At 34.4% G+C, this 16,204-nt stretch carries 13 protein-coding genes; 6 read left to right on the top strand and 7 right to left on the bottom strand.

Annotated features, from left to right (window positions below; genetic code table 11):
* Window positions 1-309: 309 nt before the first annotated feature.
* On the top strand, window positions 310-3,327 hold the full coding sequence (locus DKK70_RS01835) for a DUF2339 domain-containing protein (RefSeq protein WP_110432482.1): 3,018 nt from the start codon (window positions 310-312) through the stop codon (window positions 3,325-3,327).
* A 129-nt stretch (window positions 3,328-3,456) separates the two neighbouring features.
* Complete coding sequence (locus DKK70_RS01830; RefSeq protein ID WP_110432481.1) at window positions 3,457-4,866, top strand: DUF3999 family protein; 1,410 nt, start codon at window positions 3,457-3,459, stop codon at window positions 4,864-4,866.
* A gap of 57 nt (window positions 4,867-4,923) precedes the next feature.
* Here the strand turns inward: DKK70_RS01830 and glnS are convergent, their stop codons facing one another.
* From glnS to DKK70_RS01810, 4 genes are all read right to left on the bottom strand, one after another.
* Window positions 4,924-6,594 (bottom strand): glutamine--tRNA ligase, encoded by a 1,671-nt coding sequence (glnS, locus tag DKK70_RS01825; RefSeq protein ID WP_110432480.1) that lies wholly within the window; start codon window positions 6,592-6,594, stop codon window positions 4,924-4,926.
* 236 nt (window positions 6,595-6,830) lie between these two features.
* The gene (locus tag DKK70_RS01820) at window positions 6,831-8,048 is read right to left on the bottom strand and encodes an MFS transporter (RefSeq protein WP_110432479.1); all 1,218 of its coding nucleotides are present in this window, start codon (window positions 8,046-8,048) and stop codon (window positions 6,831-6,833) included.
* 120 nt (window positions 8,049-8,168) lie between these two features.
* Window positions 8,169-9,512 (bottom strand): ATP-binding protein, encoded by a 1,344-nt coding sequence (locus DKK70_RS01815; protein WP_110432478.1) that lies wholly within the window; start codon window positions 9,510-9,512, stop codon window positions 8,169-8,171.
* The gene (locus DKK70_RS01810) at window positions 9,509-10,237 is read right to left on the bottom strand and encodes a winged helix-turn-helix domain-containing protein (RefSeq protein WP_110432477.1); all 729 of its coding nucleotides are present in this window, start codon (window positions 10,235-10,237) and stop codon (window positions 9,509-9,511) included. The genes DKK70_RS01815 and DKK70_RS01810 overlap by 4 nt, the downstream gene beginning before the upstream one ends.
* Window positions 10,238-10,396: 159 nt before the next feature.
* Between DKK70_RS01810 and DKK70_RS01805 the strand changes: the two genes are divergently transcribed.
* The 4 genes from DKK70_RS01805 to DKK70_RS01790 are packed head-to-tail and all read left to right on the top strand — an operon-like array spanning window position 10,397 to window position 12,725.
* Entirely contained in the window at window positions 10,397-11,125 is a 729-nt protein-coding gene (locus DKK70_RS01805; protein WP_110432476.1) for an MtnX-like HAD-IB family phosphatase, read from the top strand.
* Window positions 11,126-11,135: 10 nt separating this feature from the next.
* Complete coding sequence (locus tag DKK70_RS01800; RefSeq protein WP_110432475.1) at window positions 11,136-11,969, top strand: alpha/beta hydrolase; 834 nt, start codon at window positions 11,136-11,138, stop codon at window positions 11,967-11,969.
* Window positions 11,969-12,325, top strand: a complete 357-nt coding sequence (locus tag DKK70_RS01795; RefSeq protein ID WP_110432474.1) for an EamA family transporter — start codon at window positions 11,969-11,971, stop codon at window positions 12,323-12,325. The genes DKK70_RS01800 and DKK70_RS01795 overlap by 1 nt, the downstream gene beginning before the upstream one ends.
* Before the next feature lies 1 nt (window position 12,326).
* The gene (locus tag DKK70_RS01790) at window positions 12,327-12,725 is read left to right on the top strand and encodes a DMT family transporter (RefSeq protein ID WP_110432473.1); all 399 of its coding nucleotides are present in this window, start codon (window positions 12,327-12,329) and stop codon (window positions 12,723-12,725) included.
* A 53-nt stretch (window positions 12,726-12,778) separates the two neighbouring features.
* On the opposite strand, the gene DKK70_RS01785 is transcribed toward DKK70_RS01790, so the two are convergent.
* From DKK70_RS01785 to DKK70_RS01775, 3 genes are all read right to left on the bottom strand, one after another.
* A complete protein-coding gene (locus tag DKK70_RS01785) occupies window positions 12,779-13,651 on the bottom strand; it encodes an arginase family protein (RefSeq protein ID WP_110432472.1) in 873 nt (290 codons plus the stop codon).
* Complete coding sequence (locus DKK70_RS01780) at window positions 13,648-14,697, bottom strand: GNAT family N-acetyltransferase (protein WP_110432471.1); 1,050 nt, start codon at window positions 14,695-14,697, stop codon at window positions 13,648-13,650. Before DKK70_RS01780 ends, DKK70_RS01785 begins: the two co-directional genes overlap by 4 nt.
* Before the next feature lie 73 nt (window positions 14,698-14,770).
* Window positions 14,771-16,180, bottom strand: coding sequence for an aspartate aminotransferase family protein (locus tag DKK70_RS01775; RefSeq protein WP_110422514.1), 1,410 nt, complete (start codon window positions 16,178-16,180; stop codon window positions 14,771-14,773).
* Window positions 16,181-16,204 lie beyond the last annotated feature (24 nt).

Below are 16,204 nucleotides of genomic sequence, written 5' to 3'. Positions count from 1 at the left end.
AAAAAAGGGAAAAAATAGAGCAGTATTATAAAAGAAAGTCACTAAAGAGGCTATCTTAAAAATCATTATATGATTCAATAAAAAGAATTTGAGTAACCGTTTTTTTACCTTAAATGAGGTATCTTACTGTCATGTAGGACTTTGATTACCATTTTAAACAACATTTTTAACGGAAGGAGATCATTAAATTAAAAAAATAAATTGATTTATTGAATAAATATTGATTTACTGAATCTGAAAATAAATATATGTGTATTAACAATTTAAAAAAAATATAAGTATCTTTGTTAGAAATATAAGGAAAGTAGGGTGGAATTCTTTTTTTATTTCCTCATTATCATTCTGTTTATTGCAGTATTTGCTAATTTTGCTAATTTGAAGCAACAAATAACAGCCTTACAGAACCAATTAACCGAACTGCAACAACATCTTTTATCCTTTACACAGCAGCTTTATCAATCAGATAAAACCCATGTAGAAGAAGAAAACAGTACGACACAAGAAGAATCAGTACTCAATAGCCCTTCTATCTCTAAAAATAAAACTAATTTTATTGAGATTGAGCAAAAAATGGCTCAATCAACGGTTAATATGCATTCTAATGAAATAGAAGAAAGCAATTCAGAATCAGTAACGGTAGAATTAGAGACAATACAGCCATTAAAACCATCCCATCAACAAGAAACTTTTTCCAACTTGGCAATTAATGAGCAAAATGAACCAGTTTTACCTGATACTACTGGCCAATCTGATTCTGAATCAATAGTTGAAAACACATTAAGTGTTGAACATGATGGAGCAAAAGTCGAAACTCTAACAATTATTGAGCAAGCATTCTCACCACAAATCACCGAACCGGATAACCAACCTGAGATTAAACAAGATTCATCTGATCCGTTTGAATCATATCATAAACATTCTCGTAGCAATGAAACTAATATCGCTTACAGCTTGTTTAATTGGTTAATTAAAGTCAATATTATTACTAAAATTGCTATCATAATTCTATTTTTGGGACTGACCTATCTATTTAAATACGGCATTGAACATCAGCGCCATTATCTTTCACCTGAAGTTAGAATTTTAGGTGCACTTATATTAGGAATTGGTTTATTAGCTATTGGTTGGAAATTACGCCGCAAACGTCAAATTTATGCCCTAATATTACAAGGTGGTGCAATAGCAATTTTATATCTGACCATTTTTGCTGCCTTCAAGTTATATGAGTTAATCCCAGCATTAATCACCTTTGCTATTTTAGTTGTGATATGTTCTTCCAGTATTTTATTTTCTATTTTGCAAAGAACCATAAGTTTGGCAATCATTGCCTGCGTTGGTGGCTATGTAACACCAATTTTATTATCCGATGGTTCTGGTAATCATGTTGCGTTATTTAGTTATTATTTAATGATTTCAACCGCAATCTTGATAATCAGTATCACACAATCTTGGCGAATTCTTAATCTAATAGGATTTACTTTTACTTTTATTGTATCGCTAGTTTGGGGAATACAGAGTTTTACGCCAGAATTTTATAAAGAATGTCAGATCTTTATACTTGGTAATTTAGTAATTTACGGTGTGTTAGCGGTATTGTTATCAATTCGAAGTATCCATAATAAAGAGAAATACCAGAATATTATTGATTTGTTATTACTGTTTGGCGCCCCTTTATGCGGATTTGGATTACAATATGCTATTACCCAACAATGGGAATTTGGTCCAGCATTTTCATCACTAGGCTTTGGATTATTCTATCTTGTTGGTGCCTTTATTATTTTCCATTTGTGGAAATCATTAGCAAAAACACTATCGTTATATTGGTTGGCTATTGGTGTTTCATTCATCACATTAGCTATTCCGCTTGCACTTAGTGCCAATTGGACTGCTACATTGTGGATGTTTGAGGGAACCGCTATTACCTGGATTATGCTCTCTCAAAAATACTACCGTACAGCGCTATCAGGTACCTTGATCATGTCGTTAGGGATTATATCTGCAGCAATATCGTTAGAAAATAATCAACTAACGCCTATACTTTACGCTTCGCTTTTAGGAATTAGTAGCACTGTTTTATTAGTTAATACTTGTTTATGGCACCAATATGGACAAAAAAACGAAGTAACAAAATTAATCAAATCTTTTTGCTTATCTATAGCTGTTGTTGTTTGGATATCGTGGATTTTATTAAGCATCCCGCTATTTTTACAGCAAATTATTTTGCAAATACCATTAATTTTATTATGTTTTACTGCTTCCTTTTGGTTATGGTATTTCATTGGTAAAAAGATTAATTGGAATATCATCTGTCATGGAATGCTATTACTTTGGGCGGTACTGGCAATAAGTTTGCTAAAAAGCCATGATGTTTCCTGTTACTATTTTTCTAGCTATTGGCCTTGCAATCTAGCTTGGATCGCCGCCTTCATAAGTGGTTATATCTATCTATATAAAATACAGGATAGCAAAATAAATAGTAATACCGGTATAAATAACCGATTTATTTTATTACATATTAGTCTATTTTGGATGTTACTCGGATGGTTTTCTCGGGAAATATTCCATCTTTTCGATACCTTACCATGGGGATATGAGGTAATAAAATGGAGTTTATTAGCAACGATTGCCAGCGGCATTACTTTGCTATTCTATATCCTTATTAAACGCCAATATATTACGTCATTCACATTGATAAAAAGTTATTGGTCAATCGGTTTGCTGCCACTTATTAGTTATATGGCATTCTATTTGATTGTAGGACTTGGTATGAGTGGACAAATTATCTATTGGCCTTATATCCCAATTATTAATCCACTTGATGAAAGTGCCATTTTTAGCTTAATCATGTTTTGCGTTTGGTTAAAATTAGCGATGAATTATTGGCAAATTGAAAATAAAACAACCAATTTAGCTAACTTTAAAATACCATTACCTAATTTGATTGTGATATTGTTACTGACATTAACATTCCTTTGGGCTAACAGTATTGTTCTGCGTTGTTTGAGTCAAACATTTGATATTAGTTGGAGTACATTTAATTTATGGCACAACAATATTGTACAAATGACCTTATCATTACTTTGGATGTTAAGCGCTGTGATTTTAATTGCTATAGGACACCGTTATTCACTCCGAAAAATATGGTTTTGTGGTCAATTAATGCAAATGATTGTTATTATTAAATTGATATTTGTTGATATCAGAGAAATTGATGGTTTACTACGAGCATTTGCCTTTATTGGTGTAGCATTATTGATGTTACTGATCGGTTATTTTGCACCGTTACCACCGAAACAAAATGATGAAAGTGTGGTCGAAAATGAATAAAAATATTAAAGATATAATTTAAATTGATAAACCAATATCACACAAATTCAGGAAGAACAAAATTGCATTATTCACCATTGAGATCAATACAACTTCCTGAATATTATTTAATTTAATGGATAGAAAGTTATGAAAAAAATCTTATTAAGCTCACTTTTGCTAATAAGTGGTTTAAGTCAGGCAGCAGATAAAACTAATCAATATGCCTATGGTGCTATGATTGAACTTAGCGACAGCGAAAGTATGTATAACCGAATAGAGCTGACCGGTGATATTTATACTCAAGCATTATCAAGCACATTAGATGATGTTCGAGTTTTCAATCAAAAAGGCCAACCCGTTCCCTTTGCATTAGCTAATGTTTATCAACAAAATGATGAAAATCAGACTTTTCCGGTCACCGTTTATAGCTTAGATAACCATCAAGAAAACGATAACAATAATAATCAAGAAGATGAGATAGAAGGAAAAAAACAATCTGCAATTGGCCAATATAATATCAACATCAATAATAAGAATGTACAAATTAACCTTGATAACGCCAATAAACCAAATGAATATCAGGCAACCTATTTGTTACAAATTCCTAGTGAAATTAAATTAGGCCAACCATTTAGTCGTTTATCTATCGATTTCGAGAAAATGTCAAATTGGCAAGCCAGCGCTAACCTTCTATATAGTAACGATTTGAAAAGATGGCAAACAGCGATAGATAATGTTCCGATAATGTCTTTGACAAATAATAACAATAATCAATCATTAAACGTTAATACAATTGACTTACCGTCTGGTATGAATTTCAAATCTATCTATTGGATTTTACAGTTAAAATCAGATAAGCAATTAATACCTACTATTAAAACGGTTAAATTCACATCAAGAAAAGCAACGCCAGTAAGGGATCTGTATCCAATCGATTTAAACTTAATCTCAGCTGATGAGCAAGAAGCTATTTATCAATTATCCACCTCACTACCGATTAAACAGCTCACTGTTAAACTACAAAATGAACGGACTGTTTTACCGGCAACTATTTTTTATAAAACTAGTGACAATGATAAAACATGGCATAAACTTGATGATTATATTTTTCGCAGAATAAATGATACCAATCAAAGTCAAACAATTAACATTAACAATTCGACTTTAAATATTAAACAATTAAAAATTAAAGCAATTAATGCCTCTTTAGATACCCCACCTTCTGTTACCGCTTACTTATATCGGATGAGGATTATTTTTAACAGCGCTAATAATGGACCATTTATTCTTGCTTGGGGTTCGGCAAAAGCTAAACCGGCATCATTAAGTGAAAAAGCACTACTATCTGACACCATATCTGCAAAAGATGTACCAGAAGCTTATTTAGGTGATAAAGTTAAATTAGGTAACCAAAAGGTATTATTGCAAACCGATGATAATTCGAGCAATTCATCTTCTTTATCTAAATGGCTAATTTGGGGAGTTTTAATAGCTGGTGCATTATTTTTAATGCTGTTAGCTTTAAAATTACTAAAAGAGGTTAAAAAAGCCGAATAATATTAATTATAGAGAAGAAAATAAAAACGCCAATTGAAATTGGCGTTTTTATTATAATTATGCTTCGTTCCAGCTATCTCTTAAACCTACCGTACGATTAAACACCAGATTATCTTCAGTCGCATATTTACTATCTAGACAGAAATAACCTTCACGTTCAAATTGATAGGCTTGTTCAGCTTTAGCCTTTTGTAAACTTGGCTCAACAAATCCTTGTTTAATAATTAAAGAGTTTGGATTAATGGTTGATAAAAAGTCTCCAGCACTACCTGGATTTGGGGTGTTAAATAAACGATCATAAAGACGAATTTCGGCTGGTTTGGCAAACTTGGCTGATACCCAATGAATAACACCTTTCACTTTACGTCCATCTTCAGGATTTTTATTTAAGGTAGCAGGATCGTAGCTACAATAAATAGTTTGGATATGACCTTCTGCATCTTTTTCAACGCGATCAGCACGTATCACATAAGCGTTACGCAAACGAACTTCTTTACCTAATACAAGGCGCTTATAATTTTTATTAGCTTCTTCTCTAAAATCTGCGCGATCGATATAAATTTCGCGAGTAAACATGACTTCTCGGTGACCGAGTTCTGGTCGATTAGGATGATTTGGCATGCTTAATACTTCATCGATTGTTGCCGAAAAGTTTTCAATGACCACTTTAACCGGATCAAGTACCGCCATCGCTCGCGGCGCATTTTCATTGAGATCTTCACGAATACAAAATTCAAGAGTACTCATTTCAACGGTATTTTCTTGTTTAGTTACCCCGATTCGACGACAAAATTCACGGATTGAAGATGGAGTATAGCCACGACGACGCAAACCTGAAACAGTTGGCATACGCGGATCATTCCAACCATCAACAATTTGTTCAGCAACTAACTGGGTTAATTTTCGTTTAGAAGTAATCGCATATTCAAGATTTAATCTTGAAAACTCATATTGATGAGGTCTGGCTTCGATAGTAATATTATCTAAAACCCAGTCATATAAACGACGATTATCTTGGAACTCAAGGGTACAAAGTGAATGGGTGATATTTTCAATGGCATCCGATATACAGTGAGTAAAATCGTACATTGGATAGATACACCATTTATTACCAGTTTGGTGATGTTCAGCAAATTTAATCCGGTATAACACAGGATCTCGCATAACAATAAAAGGTGATGCCATATCAATTTTCGCTCGTAAGCAAGCTTTTCCTTCAGCAAATTTACCCTCTTTCATTTGGATAAATAATGCTAAGTTTTCTTCAATACTGCGATCGCGATAAGGACTATTTTTACCGGGTTGTGTTAAGGTGCCTCGATACTCGCGAATTTCATCAGCAGACAGTTCATCTACATAAGCAAGACCTTTATTGATAAGCTCTAATGCATATTCATATAAACGGTCAAAATAGTCAGATGAATAGCAAATCTCACCATCCCATTCAAATCCTAACCAACGAACATCTTCTTTAATTGATTCAACATATTCAATATCTTCTTTAGCTGGATTGGTATCATCAAAACGTAAATTACATTTACCCTGATAATCTTGGGCAATACCGAAGTTTAAACAGATAGATTTTGCATGACCAATATGTAAATAGCCATTAGGTTCTGGCGGAAAACGGGTATGCGTTGTTTTATATTTTCCGGCAGCAAGATCTGCATCAATAATTTGACGAATAAAGTTTGTTGGACGAGTTTCGTTCGGTAAATCACCGCTCATAAAAAACCTCTGATTATATATTTATTTACTCATGACCAATTTAGAAATGAGATTTATCATTTTTATCCTTTTGACCGACGAATATAGCAAATTTTTTGTTTTTTCGAAACGTTAAAACATGAGATTTAAATTTTTTGAAAAATATCTCAGCTCAAACGGATAATACTCCGCAATAATTTTAGCAAAATTATTGATTAATAATAATGATTAAAAATAGATAAAACCATTACTATGAATTAACTTTGCTTAGCGGATTTTGCTTCTTTAACAAATAACATTGCCGTTATGCCAACCAATGTTATAACTGCTGCTAGGTAAAATCCACTATTTAAACTTCCTGTCTTATCGGCAATAAGGCCGGTAAAGTAAGGGGCACAGATTGAGGCGGCCATACCAAAAAAATTATATAGTCCAAATGCAGTACTTAATGATGCTTTAGGCGCATTATCAGCAACTAAAGCGATCAGTACCGGATTTAAACTAATTTTACCAATAAAACCGTATAGTATCAGCACTGCCACAAGTACCGCATAAGAATCACAATAGACTATTGAAAAAATGGCTATTAAAGATAACGGCATCATAAATAAGACCACCGGTTTACGGCGACCTAATTTATCTGAAACATAACTACACAATAGTGTCCCAATAATTGAGATCCAAGGTACAATTGAGGCAATTTGTGACGCTTCAATTTTATTCATGCCGCGTTCTACTTCAAGATAATTAGGTAACCAAGTGATAATAACAAAAAAACCATAAATAGAACAAAAGATGGTGATATATGCCAAAACTAAATTGCGATTTTTAAACAGTTGAGAAAAATTGGTTTTTTCTGAAGTTTGGGATGCGACTGAAAATTTGGATTTGTCTTTAATAAAAACAATCATCAAAATAGTAACTATTACGATTGGCATCGCCACCATCACAAAAGGTATTTTCCATGAAGTATTGAAAACCGAGATCATCACACTGGATAGATAATATCCCATTGCTATACCAAAAGACATGCCACTACCAATGATGGCACTACCTAAAGTTATCCATTTTTTCGGAATGGCTTCAGACGATAACGCATATTGAGGTCCATAATAACATCCTTGTGCAGCACCCGTTAACATCCAAAGGATTAAGAAGATTGTAAAGGAAGGTACAAAATAGATTGCCGCGATGAAGATAGCATATAAAGAAAACCCAGTGACTAAAACTCGCTTACGGCCAATTTTATCACCGAGAATACCTGATGGTATTTGAAATAAGGTATAAGCAAGAAAAAACAAACTCATGATGCCACCGGTTGCAGCTTTAGTTAAACCAAACTGAGTTTGTAATTCACCAACTAAGGGACTTAAAACCGATCTGCCAGCATAAATTACTATCCATCCCAAAAAGAAAATTATCACCAATTTAAGCCAATAACCTGTTGGAATAGAAGGTTTTAAATCATTTTCCATAATACTCACCTCATTGTGCAATAGAGTAAATATTATCCTATAATAGCAGTAAAAAAATGAAATACCGATAAATAACCAATATGATCATTTTTTATCATAAATCTTAATGATAAAAAATGATTAAAAATCACCTGATTTTATTGAAACCACAAATCGTGCGCCCCCTAATGGGCTGGTAACCACAAACGCTTTACCGTCATGAAATTCTGCCATTAATTTTACATAAGCTAATCCTAATCCATAACCACCCGTTGATCGAGTACGACTGGTATCTAGACGAGCAAATGGCATAAAGATCTTTTCACGCGCATCAAAAGGAATCCCTGTACCATCATCATCAATTTCCAAAATAACACGATTATCCTGTTTAGTGATATTTAATACCGCTTTATGCGCTGCATACTTAAAAGCATTGAGTAGCAGATTTTTGACGATAGTTTCTGCTAAATTTGTATCAATTTTGGCGTTGGCATCTTGGCTATGGCAAACGAGCTCAAAACCTTTAGGTTTAAATAGCGCTAATGACTGACAAACTTTTTCACCCCACTGTTTTAACGATACTGTAGTGAGATTTAATTCAATATTGCTTTGCTGCATTTTGAAATAATTCAAACTAGCGTTAATCAATGTTTCGAGTTCATCGATATCATCACTCATCCCTTTTTGTAATGCGACTCTTTCATCTTCGTCAGTAGATTCTTCAAGCATACTCAACTCAAATCGCATTCGTGCAAGAGGAGTGCGTAGTTCATGTGCCATTGCATGCGAAATCGTTTGGTTAGTGCTCACCAAATGCTCTATATGAGTCCCCATATTATTTAAAACGTTGGCTAATGGTTTGAATAGCCAACCTTTCACATTTTCGGTACGTGCTTTTAAATTGCCTTGTCCTAGTTGTTCGGCAGTTTGACGTATGTTGACCAGATCTTTCCATACGGCGCTGAAGGCAAAATAGATTAAAATAAAAAAGATTATGGCACTAAATAAAGCCCAAATAATAAGAAAAACACTTAACGACATGGTATTTGATGCTAATATATCTCGCATTAGAATCGGACCTAATTGCAATAAATGTCCGTCATTGAGGTCAATATATACCACCTCATCATCACCATCATAAGCAAAATTTAGTTTTTCTAACTCTTTTTTTATCGAATGAGATAATGTAGTGTTTGCTGGTAAAATTTTTATGGGATAGCCGAAATAAGGCTGTAACTCATCAATCACTGTTTGCAGTGGTCGCTGTTTATTCTCATCAATGTGTTTACGAATTAAGTTAACCGTTCCTCGCTGAGACTCACGAAAAACGATATGATCATCAGGCATATCAGTTAATGACGAAGGTAACGAATCAAATACTAATAATGCACCATAAGCAATAATACATTGTAATGAAAGTAAAATGACCAGATAAAAGACGATGCGACGATTGAAAAATAGCGGTTTAGCTAATAATTGTCTCAATGGTTTTCCCCTTCTCGCATGAATAAATACCCCTTTCCTCGAACCGTTTTAATTCGTGATGGGTTATCTGGATCATCAAATAGCTTGCGTCGTAATCGAGAAATTCGGGCATCAATTGAACGATCACTACCGTCAAAGTCAATACCTCTTACTTGGGAAAATATATCATCTCGAGATAGAATCTTACCGGTATTATTGGCCAACAACCAGAGTAAATCAAATTCAGCTGTCGTTAAATCAATTTCTTGTCCGTCTAATAATACTTTGCGATTTTCACCATCAATGACTAAATTTTCAAAGGTCAAAGTATTATTGTTAAACACGGTGGTAGGTTCTTTTAAGCCTTCTTTATCATTTTCGATCTGTTTGCGTCGTAGCAATGCTCGAATCCGAGCAAGTAATAATCGCGGCTCAACAGGTTTGGCTAAATAATCATCCGCACCCAACTCTAATCCGACAATTTCATCAATATTGTCTTCGCTAGCGGTCATAATAAGAATATAGTTGGTAAACCATGAACGTATGTCTCGACAGATATCAAAGCCTGATTTTTCAGGGAGCATTACATCTAAGATAACCAAATCAGGATTAATTTGTTGTATCTTCTCTTCTGCACCTTCACCGCTATTGTGCCAATCCACCATATATCCTTGACGGATTAGGTAAACTTGTATTAAATTGGCTAATCTTTCATCATCTTCGATAATTAATATACGTTCACTCATTTCAGGCTCTCTTTACCGTAATGTGGACTTCGAGATGCTTCATTATACAGGCAAATTCAGCTTCGTTACAAAATATATACAAAGAGCCAACAAAGATGATTATGGCTTTATGAGAAAATTGGCGACAATATTTATAACCAAACAATTTTCACTTTGAATATGAATAATTTTTCATCAATTACTAATCATCTTTTTCAGCCAGCTTATACTCATCATCATAAGCCTATTATTTTGTGTGATTTTGATGGCACCATTAGTATTAAAGATGTAACTGATACTCTACTTAGCCAGTTCGGCCGAGATGGGTGCGATGAACTCGAAGAATTATGGGTCAGTGGTAAAATTGGTTCTCAAGAGTGTATGAGCAAACAGATCGCCCTAATGGACGCGAGTTTAGAAGAACTTAATTCTGTATTGGCAAAAATTGAAATTGACTCTAATTTCAAAGCATTCATTGATTACACTGAAAAAAATCATATTCCGGTTCATGTAGTTAGTGATGGTTTAGATTATGCTATCCAATTTGTCTTAAAACGTCATGGCATCGAGCATCTACCGATTTATGCCAATAAGTTATTACATGATAATCATCGAAGTTGGCGTCTTGAGTTTCCTTATGCTAATAAAGATTGTATTAAACAAAGTGGTAATTGCAAATGCAATCATGTAAAACAACAGCAACATTTTCCTCAAATACTGTACGTTGGTGATGGCACTTCCGATTTTTGTGTATCTCATCATGTCGATCTGGTTTTTGCAAAAGACAAACTAGTCAATTATTGTGAGAAAAACCATATTAAACACACGGCTATTGCTAGCTTTGCGGATGTTACCAAGGCGTTAAAACAAACAGAACAATCACTAATTCCAGTCATGATGGTAAAATAAAGGAAGAATAATGAGTACAATTGAAGATTTATCTTATTTTTTACCAGGTAATAAAAATGGGGTATTGTTAATTCATGGTTTAACTGGCACCCCAAATGAAATGCGAATTTTGGCCAATGGTTTACATAAAGCAGGATTTACAGTTTATGCAATACAGTTAGCCGGCCATTGTGGTACTGAAGCTGATCTGTGTAAAACAACTTGGCAAGATTGGTATAAAAGCGTGCAAGATGGTGCCGATTATTTAGCCAAACAGGTAGATAATCTTTTTGTTGCAGGTTTATCAATGGGCGCCCTTCTGGCATTGAAACTAGCTGCCGATCGCCCCAAGCAAGTTAAGGGGGTTGGCGTTTTAGCACCGACATTTTATTATGATGGTTGGAGTATGCCATTTTGGGCAAAAAAATTCTTCTTTTTATTGGTCTATTTTAAAAAACTCGGTATTTTTCAAAAAGTCTCTTTTATAGAAAAACCACCTTATGGCCTTAAAGATGAACGAATTCGAGCCGTAGTATCTGAAAGCATGTTAAGTGGTGACGCCGCATCGGCTGGCCTCGCTGGAAATCCATTTCCCGCATTAGCAGAAATGCAATTATTGGCAAAACATGTTCGTCAAGAATTACCTAAAGTGACCTCACCTTGTTTGATTATGCATTCAGGCAATGATGATATTGCCAATATTGAAACTAATGCAAAATTAGTAGAAAAATTGGTCTCTGGTCCTAAACAATTAATTGTATTAAATGATAGTTATCATTTAATTACTATTGATAGCCAACGCCGAGAGGTGATTAAAGAGTGCGCTTCATTTTTTAATAATCTGGCAGAAGGAATTCAAGCATAATGTCATCCTTAGTTATTTTTCTTTGGATTAGTAATATCTGTTTTGATACCTTAGGACAAGTTGCTTTTAAATATGCTGCAACATCACCTACCAACAGAGATGGATGGTACTACTGGTTAGATCTTGCCAAAAATCATTGGATTTGGATAGGAATATCATCATACGTTGCCGAATTTTTATTATGGTTAGCTTTTTTGACTTTAGTTCCGCTTTCCCAAGGTGTATTACTCGCCTCATTTAATATAATTACGATTATGTTAGTTGGCCGAGTTCTATTTAAAGAATTACTTACACTTTATCGTATTATCGGCATGTTATTAATTACTGCTGGTGTAATCTTTGTGGGGCTATCTTAATATGGCTAGATTCTACCTAATTGGTTTTACAGTATTATTAATGTTTGATACCGTTGCACAATGCAGTTTCAAATTAGCAGCTGAACATGCCCAACCTCTGGCAATGAGTATTGAATGGTTAGTCAGGGTATTTTCCGGCCATTGGATATATGTATCAATTGCAGGCTACATTTTAACCTTCTTTACTTGGATGACTTTATTAAAAAAAGCACCAGTAGGCCCGGCTTTCGCAGCTTCGCATTTAGAGGTTGTGACGGTAATGATTGTTTCTATTTGGCTATTTCATGAGCCTATCACATTATTTAAGTTAATTGGTACCATATTGATTGTTTCTGGGATTTTGTTTTTGGCACTGGCGGAAAGTAAACTAGCAAAAAAAGCGAATAATCACAGTGATTAATAACTTCAAACCGTGAGTTTAAAGGCCTAGATAATTCAATCCGTTAAAGAATACTAGGCTTTTAACGCCTTTAATAAAGTTAAATTGAGTTGATGCTGTTCTTGTTGCCAATCATTTAACTTTTCTAACGATATTTCTGGTTGTTTATCAAGTGAACTTAGTAAGCGCTTAAACCAACTTTTTGGTTGCCATATTGATAACTCACCAGTGATATCACTGCCTATAATTCGCGACTTAACTGAAGAAATAGTATCTAATAGATGGTACGTCTGTAGCTTGCCTTGGTCCCAGTTGGTATGAATAACCTCTTCACTTAACGCATCTTTATCTATCGATAAATATATCGGTTTAGCATTGCGGTATTGTTCAGATAGAAATTGAGTAATAAGATCATCAGGCGAATCAAAATAACGAAAGGCATGGCTTAAACCAATTTTCTTAGCCCACGAAACATTGACATCCAAGCTCCAATAGGTCAGTTTTTTATGAAAAAGTGGTGACCATCTATTTTCCCAAAAATGCCATAAGCCAATATCATGCGAGGTAATGCCTAACACATGGACATGGCTAACAAAAGGTAAACTAGCCACATAACTAACCCACGATCCACAGTGAACACCAAATAGATAACGCATATTATCTGGGTGGTTATCAAAAATAACCACTTCAATTGGATTATCTGCACTATAGTACTTTGCTAGCTGCTCAATCAATAATAACGAAATATGATGGTAATCACCACTGCCCATTAACACGGTACCATAATGTTCTGGTAACGATTGTTGCAATACCTTTTTAAATTTTTGGAATTTTTTTTGACTACAGCCAAAGCGGATGACATCTTGCCACTGAGTGAAATCAAACGTTCTGGCATCGGTAATTTCACCAACGCTTTGATCAAAATTAAGGATAACTGGCGATGTCATGCTACTTTCTCCTTATCTGTTTCAAAATGACCAATTAATTTACGTAAAATCGCTCTTAATAAAGGATTCCGAATATAGACTAAGTGTTTAGTTAACGTAAAACTAGCTCCCAATGAAGCCTTAACTTCTGGATCAGTCCAACCGGCTACATAACTACTCAGATTTTGTTGCAACGCATATTCAAGATTAACAAACCAACTAACAAAATAGAGGTTTAATTCTCTTGCTTGTGGATAAACCATACCAATGTATTTATCGATTAAAACGTTATTTACCACAAAACAGATGTTATAACCAATTAATTTTCCATCATAATGATAAGTGAAAATACGTCCATTTGCTGCTTTGTTTTGTAGTAATTCGACAAAAAATGGTTTGGTTAATAGATCAAAATGTACTTCACTCTGTTCATATACATTGAGATAAAGCTGATAATATAAATCAAGATTGGTGTCATCAAAAAAACAATCATCACCTGTTTGCAAGATGTTAATCACCAATTTTTCACGAGACTTTAGTTTTCTTCTTAAATTCTTACGACGGCTATATGACAATTTTGCCAAAAAATCATTTATCGACTCAAAATCAATGGGAACCCAAGCTAAAGCTTGCCCTTCAACTTCAATAAAACCACGTTCTTTTAAGCAATCAATAATCTCCTTTGAATATTGATTATCCTGCTTGCTAAGTAAAGGGGAATCAGAAGGTAAATCTTTAACAATGACAAAAGGATATTTTTTGGTATAAGTTGCTTTAACATTATCCGCTAATTGATGGGCTTCGACTTTATTTGTCAATAAACTATATTCTGAAACGGTTGTCCCCACAAAACATGTTTTTGGTTGTAACCAATGTCGCCATTTTTTATAAAAAGGCAATTTATGAACTTTATTTTTAAAATCATCATCAGCAGTTGTGAGCAAATCAAACTTAGCAGAAAAAGCCGGTATACCATCTTCACTCATCCAGCTAGTAAACTCTTGTGGTGGGTGAGAAAGGAAATTATTTATTAGTTCATTTGGTTCTAGTTGATTGATATATCGCATAACTTTTTATAATTGATCGGGTATAGCTATAATCCCGTTAATTGCTATTAACGGGATTATTTTAATTTAGGACTTAAAGTTCTTTTTTAGCTCGAGTGATTAGTTGATCGAGTAATTCAATACCTTGATCAATTTCTTGACGAGTAATATGTAATGAAGGAGCAAAAGTGATAACATTTTTGTAATAACCACCAATATCAAGCACCAAGCCCATTTTATTACCTTTCCAGTCGAGATCACCTGACATACCGATATCAACCATTTTATCAACTAATGCTTTGTTAGCGGTAAATCCGTCTTCAGTACAAATTTCAGCACGAAGTGCTAAACCTAGACCATCAACTTCACCAATCTCTTTGTGTTTCTTCTCAAGTGTTTTTAATCCTTCAAGGAAATATGCACCACTATCCATTACCATTTTTTCGTAGTCGGTTTCTGAAGTCATTTTTAATACTTCTAGACCAACTGCGGTACCTAAAGGATTTGACGCAAACGTTGAGTGAGTAGAACCAACAGGGAATACTTCTGGATTGATTAACTCTTCACGAGCCCATAAGCCACCTAATGGATTTAAACCATTTGTTAATGCTTTGGCAAATACCACCACATCAGGTTTAACATCAAAATGTTCAATTGACCATAATTTACCTGTACGATAAAAGCCCATTTGGATCTCATCAACAACTAATAAAATACCGTATTGATCTAAAACTTTTTTCAGACCTTTAAAGTAGTTACGAGGCGGAACAATATAACCACCAGTTGCTTGTAATGGTTCTGCATAAAATGCTGCATATTCAGCTTGGCCGACTTTTGGATCCCAAACACCGTGATATTCAGTTTCAAATAAACGTGCAAACTCAGCAACTAAATGTTCACCATACTCTTCGGCGGTCATTCCTTTAGGACGACGGAACGGATATGGGAATGGAACAAACATTGCGCGATCACCAAAGTGACCATAGCGGCGACGATAACGATAACTTGAGGTAATTGAAGATGCCCCCAAAGTACGACCATGGTAACCACCTTGGAACGCAAACATTAGTGATTTACCGCCGGTAGCATTACGCACTACTTTTAGTGAGTCTTCAATACATTGAGAACCACCAACATTAAAATGAACACGCCCCTGGTAACCGAATCGCTGTTCCATACCTTGAGCAATAGTTTTTGCTAATTCAATTTTAGTTGGATGTAAATACTGGCTAGCACATTGTGGTAACGTATCGATTTGCTTTTTCAGTACATTATTTAAACGCTCATTAGCATAACCGAAGTTACAAGCAGAGTACCACATTTGTAAATCAAGGAAGGCTTTACCTTCTTTATCATACATGTAACTACCTTCACAGCCATCAAAAATCTTTGGTGGTTCAACGTAATGCACGGTATCACCAAATGAGCAATATTTTGCTTCATCTGCTAATAATGTTGCATCGTCAGGACGACTATTAATCATTTCTAAAGTTGGTTTACTCATAATTTATCTCACTAATCCATATTC

Source organism: Gilliamella apicola (assembly GCF_003202655.1).
Classification (GTDB): Bacteria; Pseudomonadota; Gammaproteobacteria; order Enterobacterales; family Orbaceae; genus Gilliamella; species Gilliamella apicola_R.
This window is presented reverse-complemented; position numbering and strand designations above follow the sequence as displayed.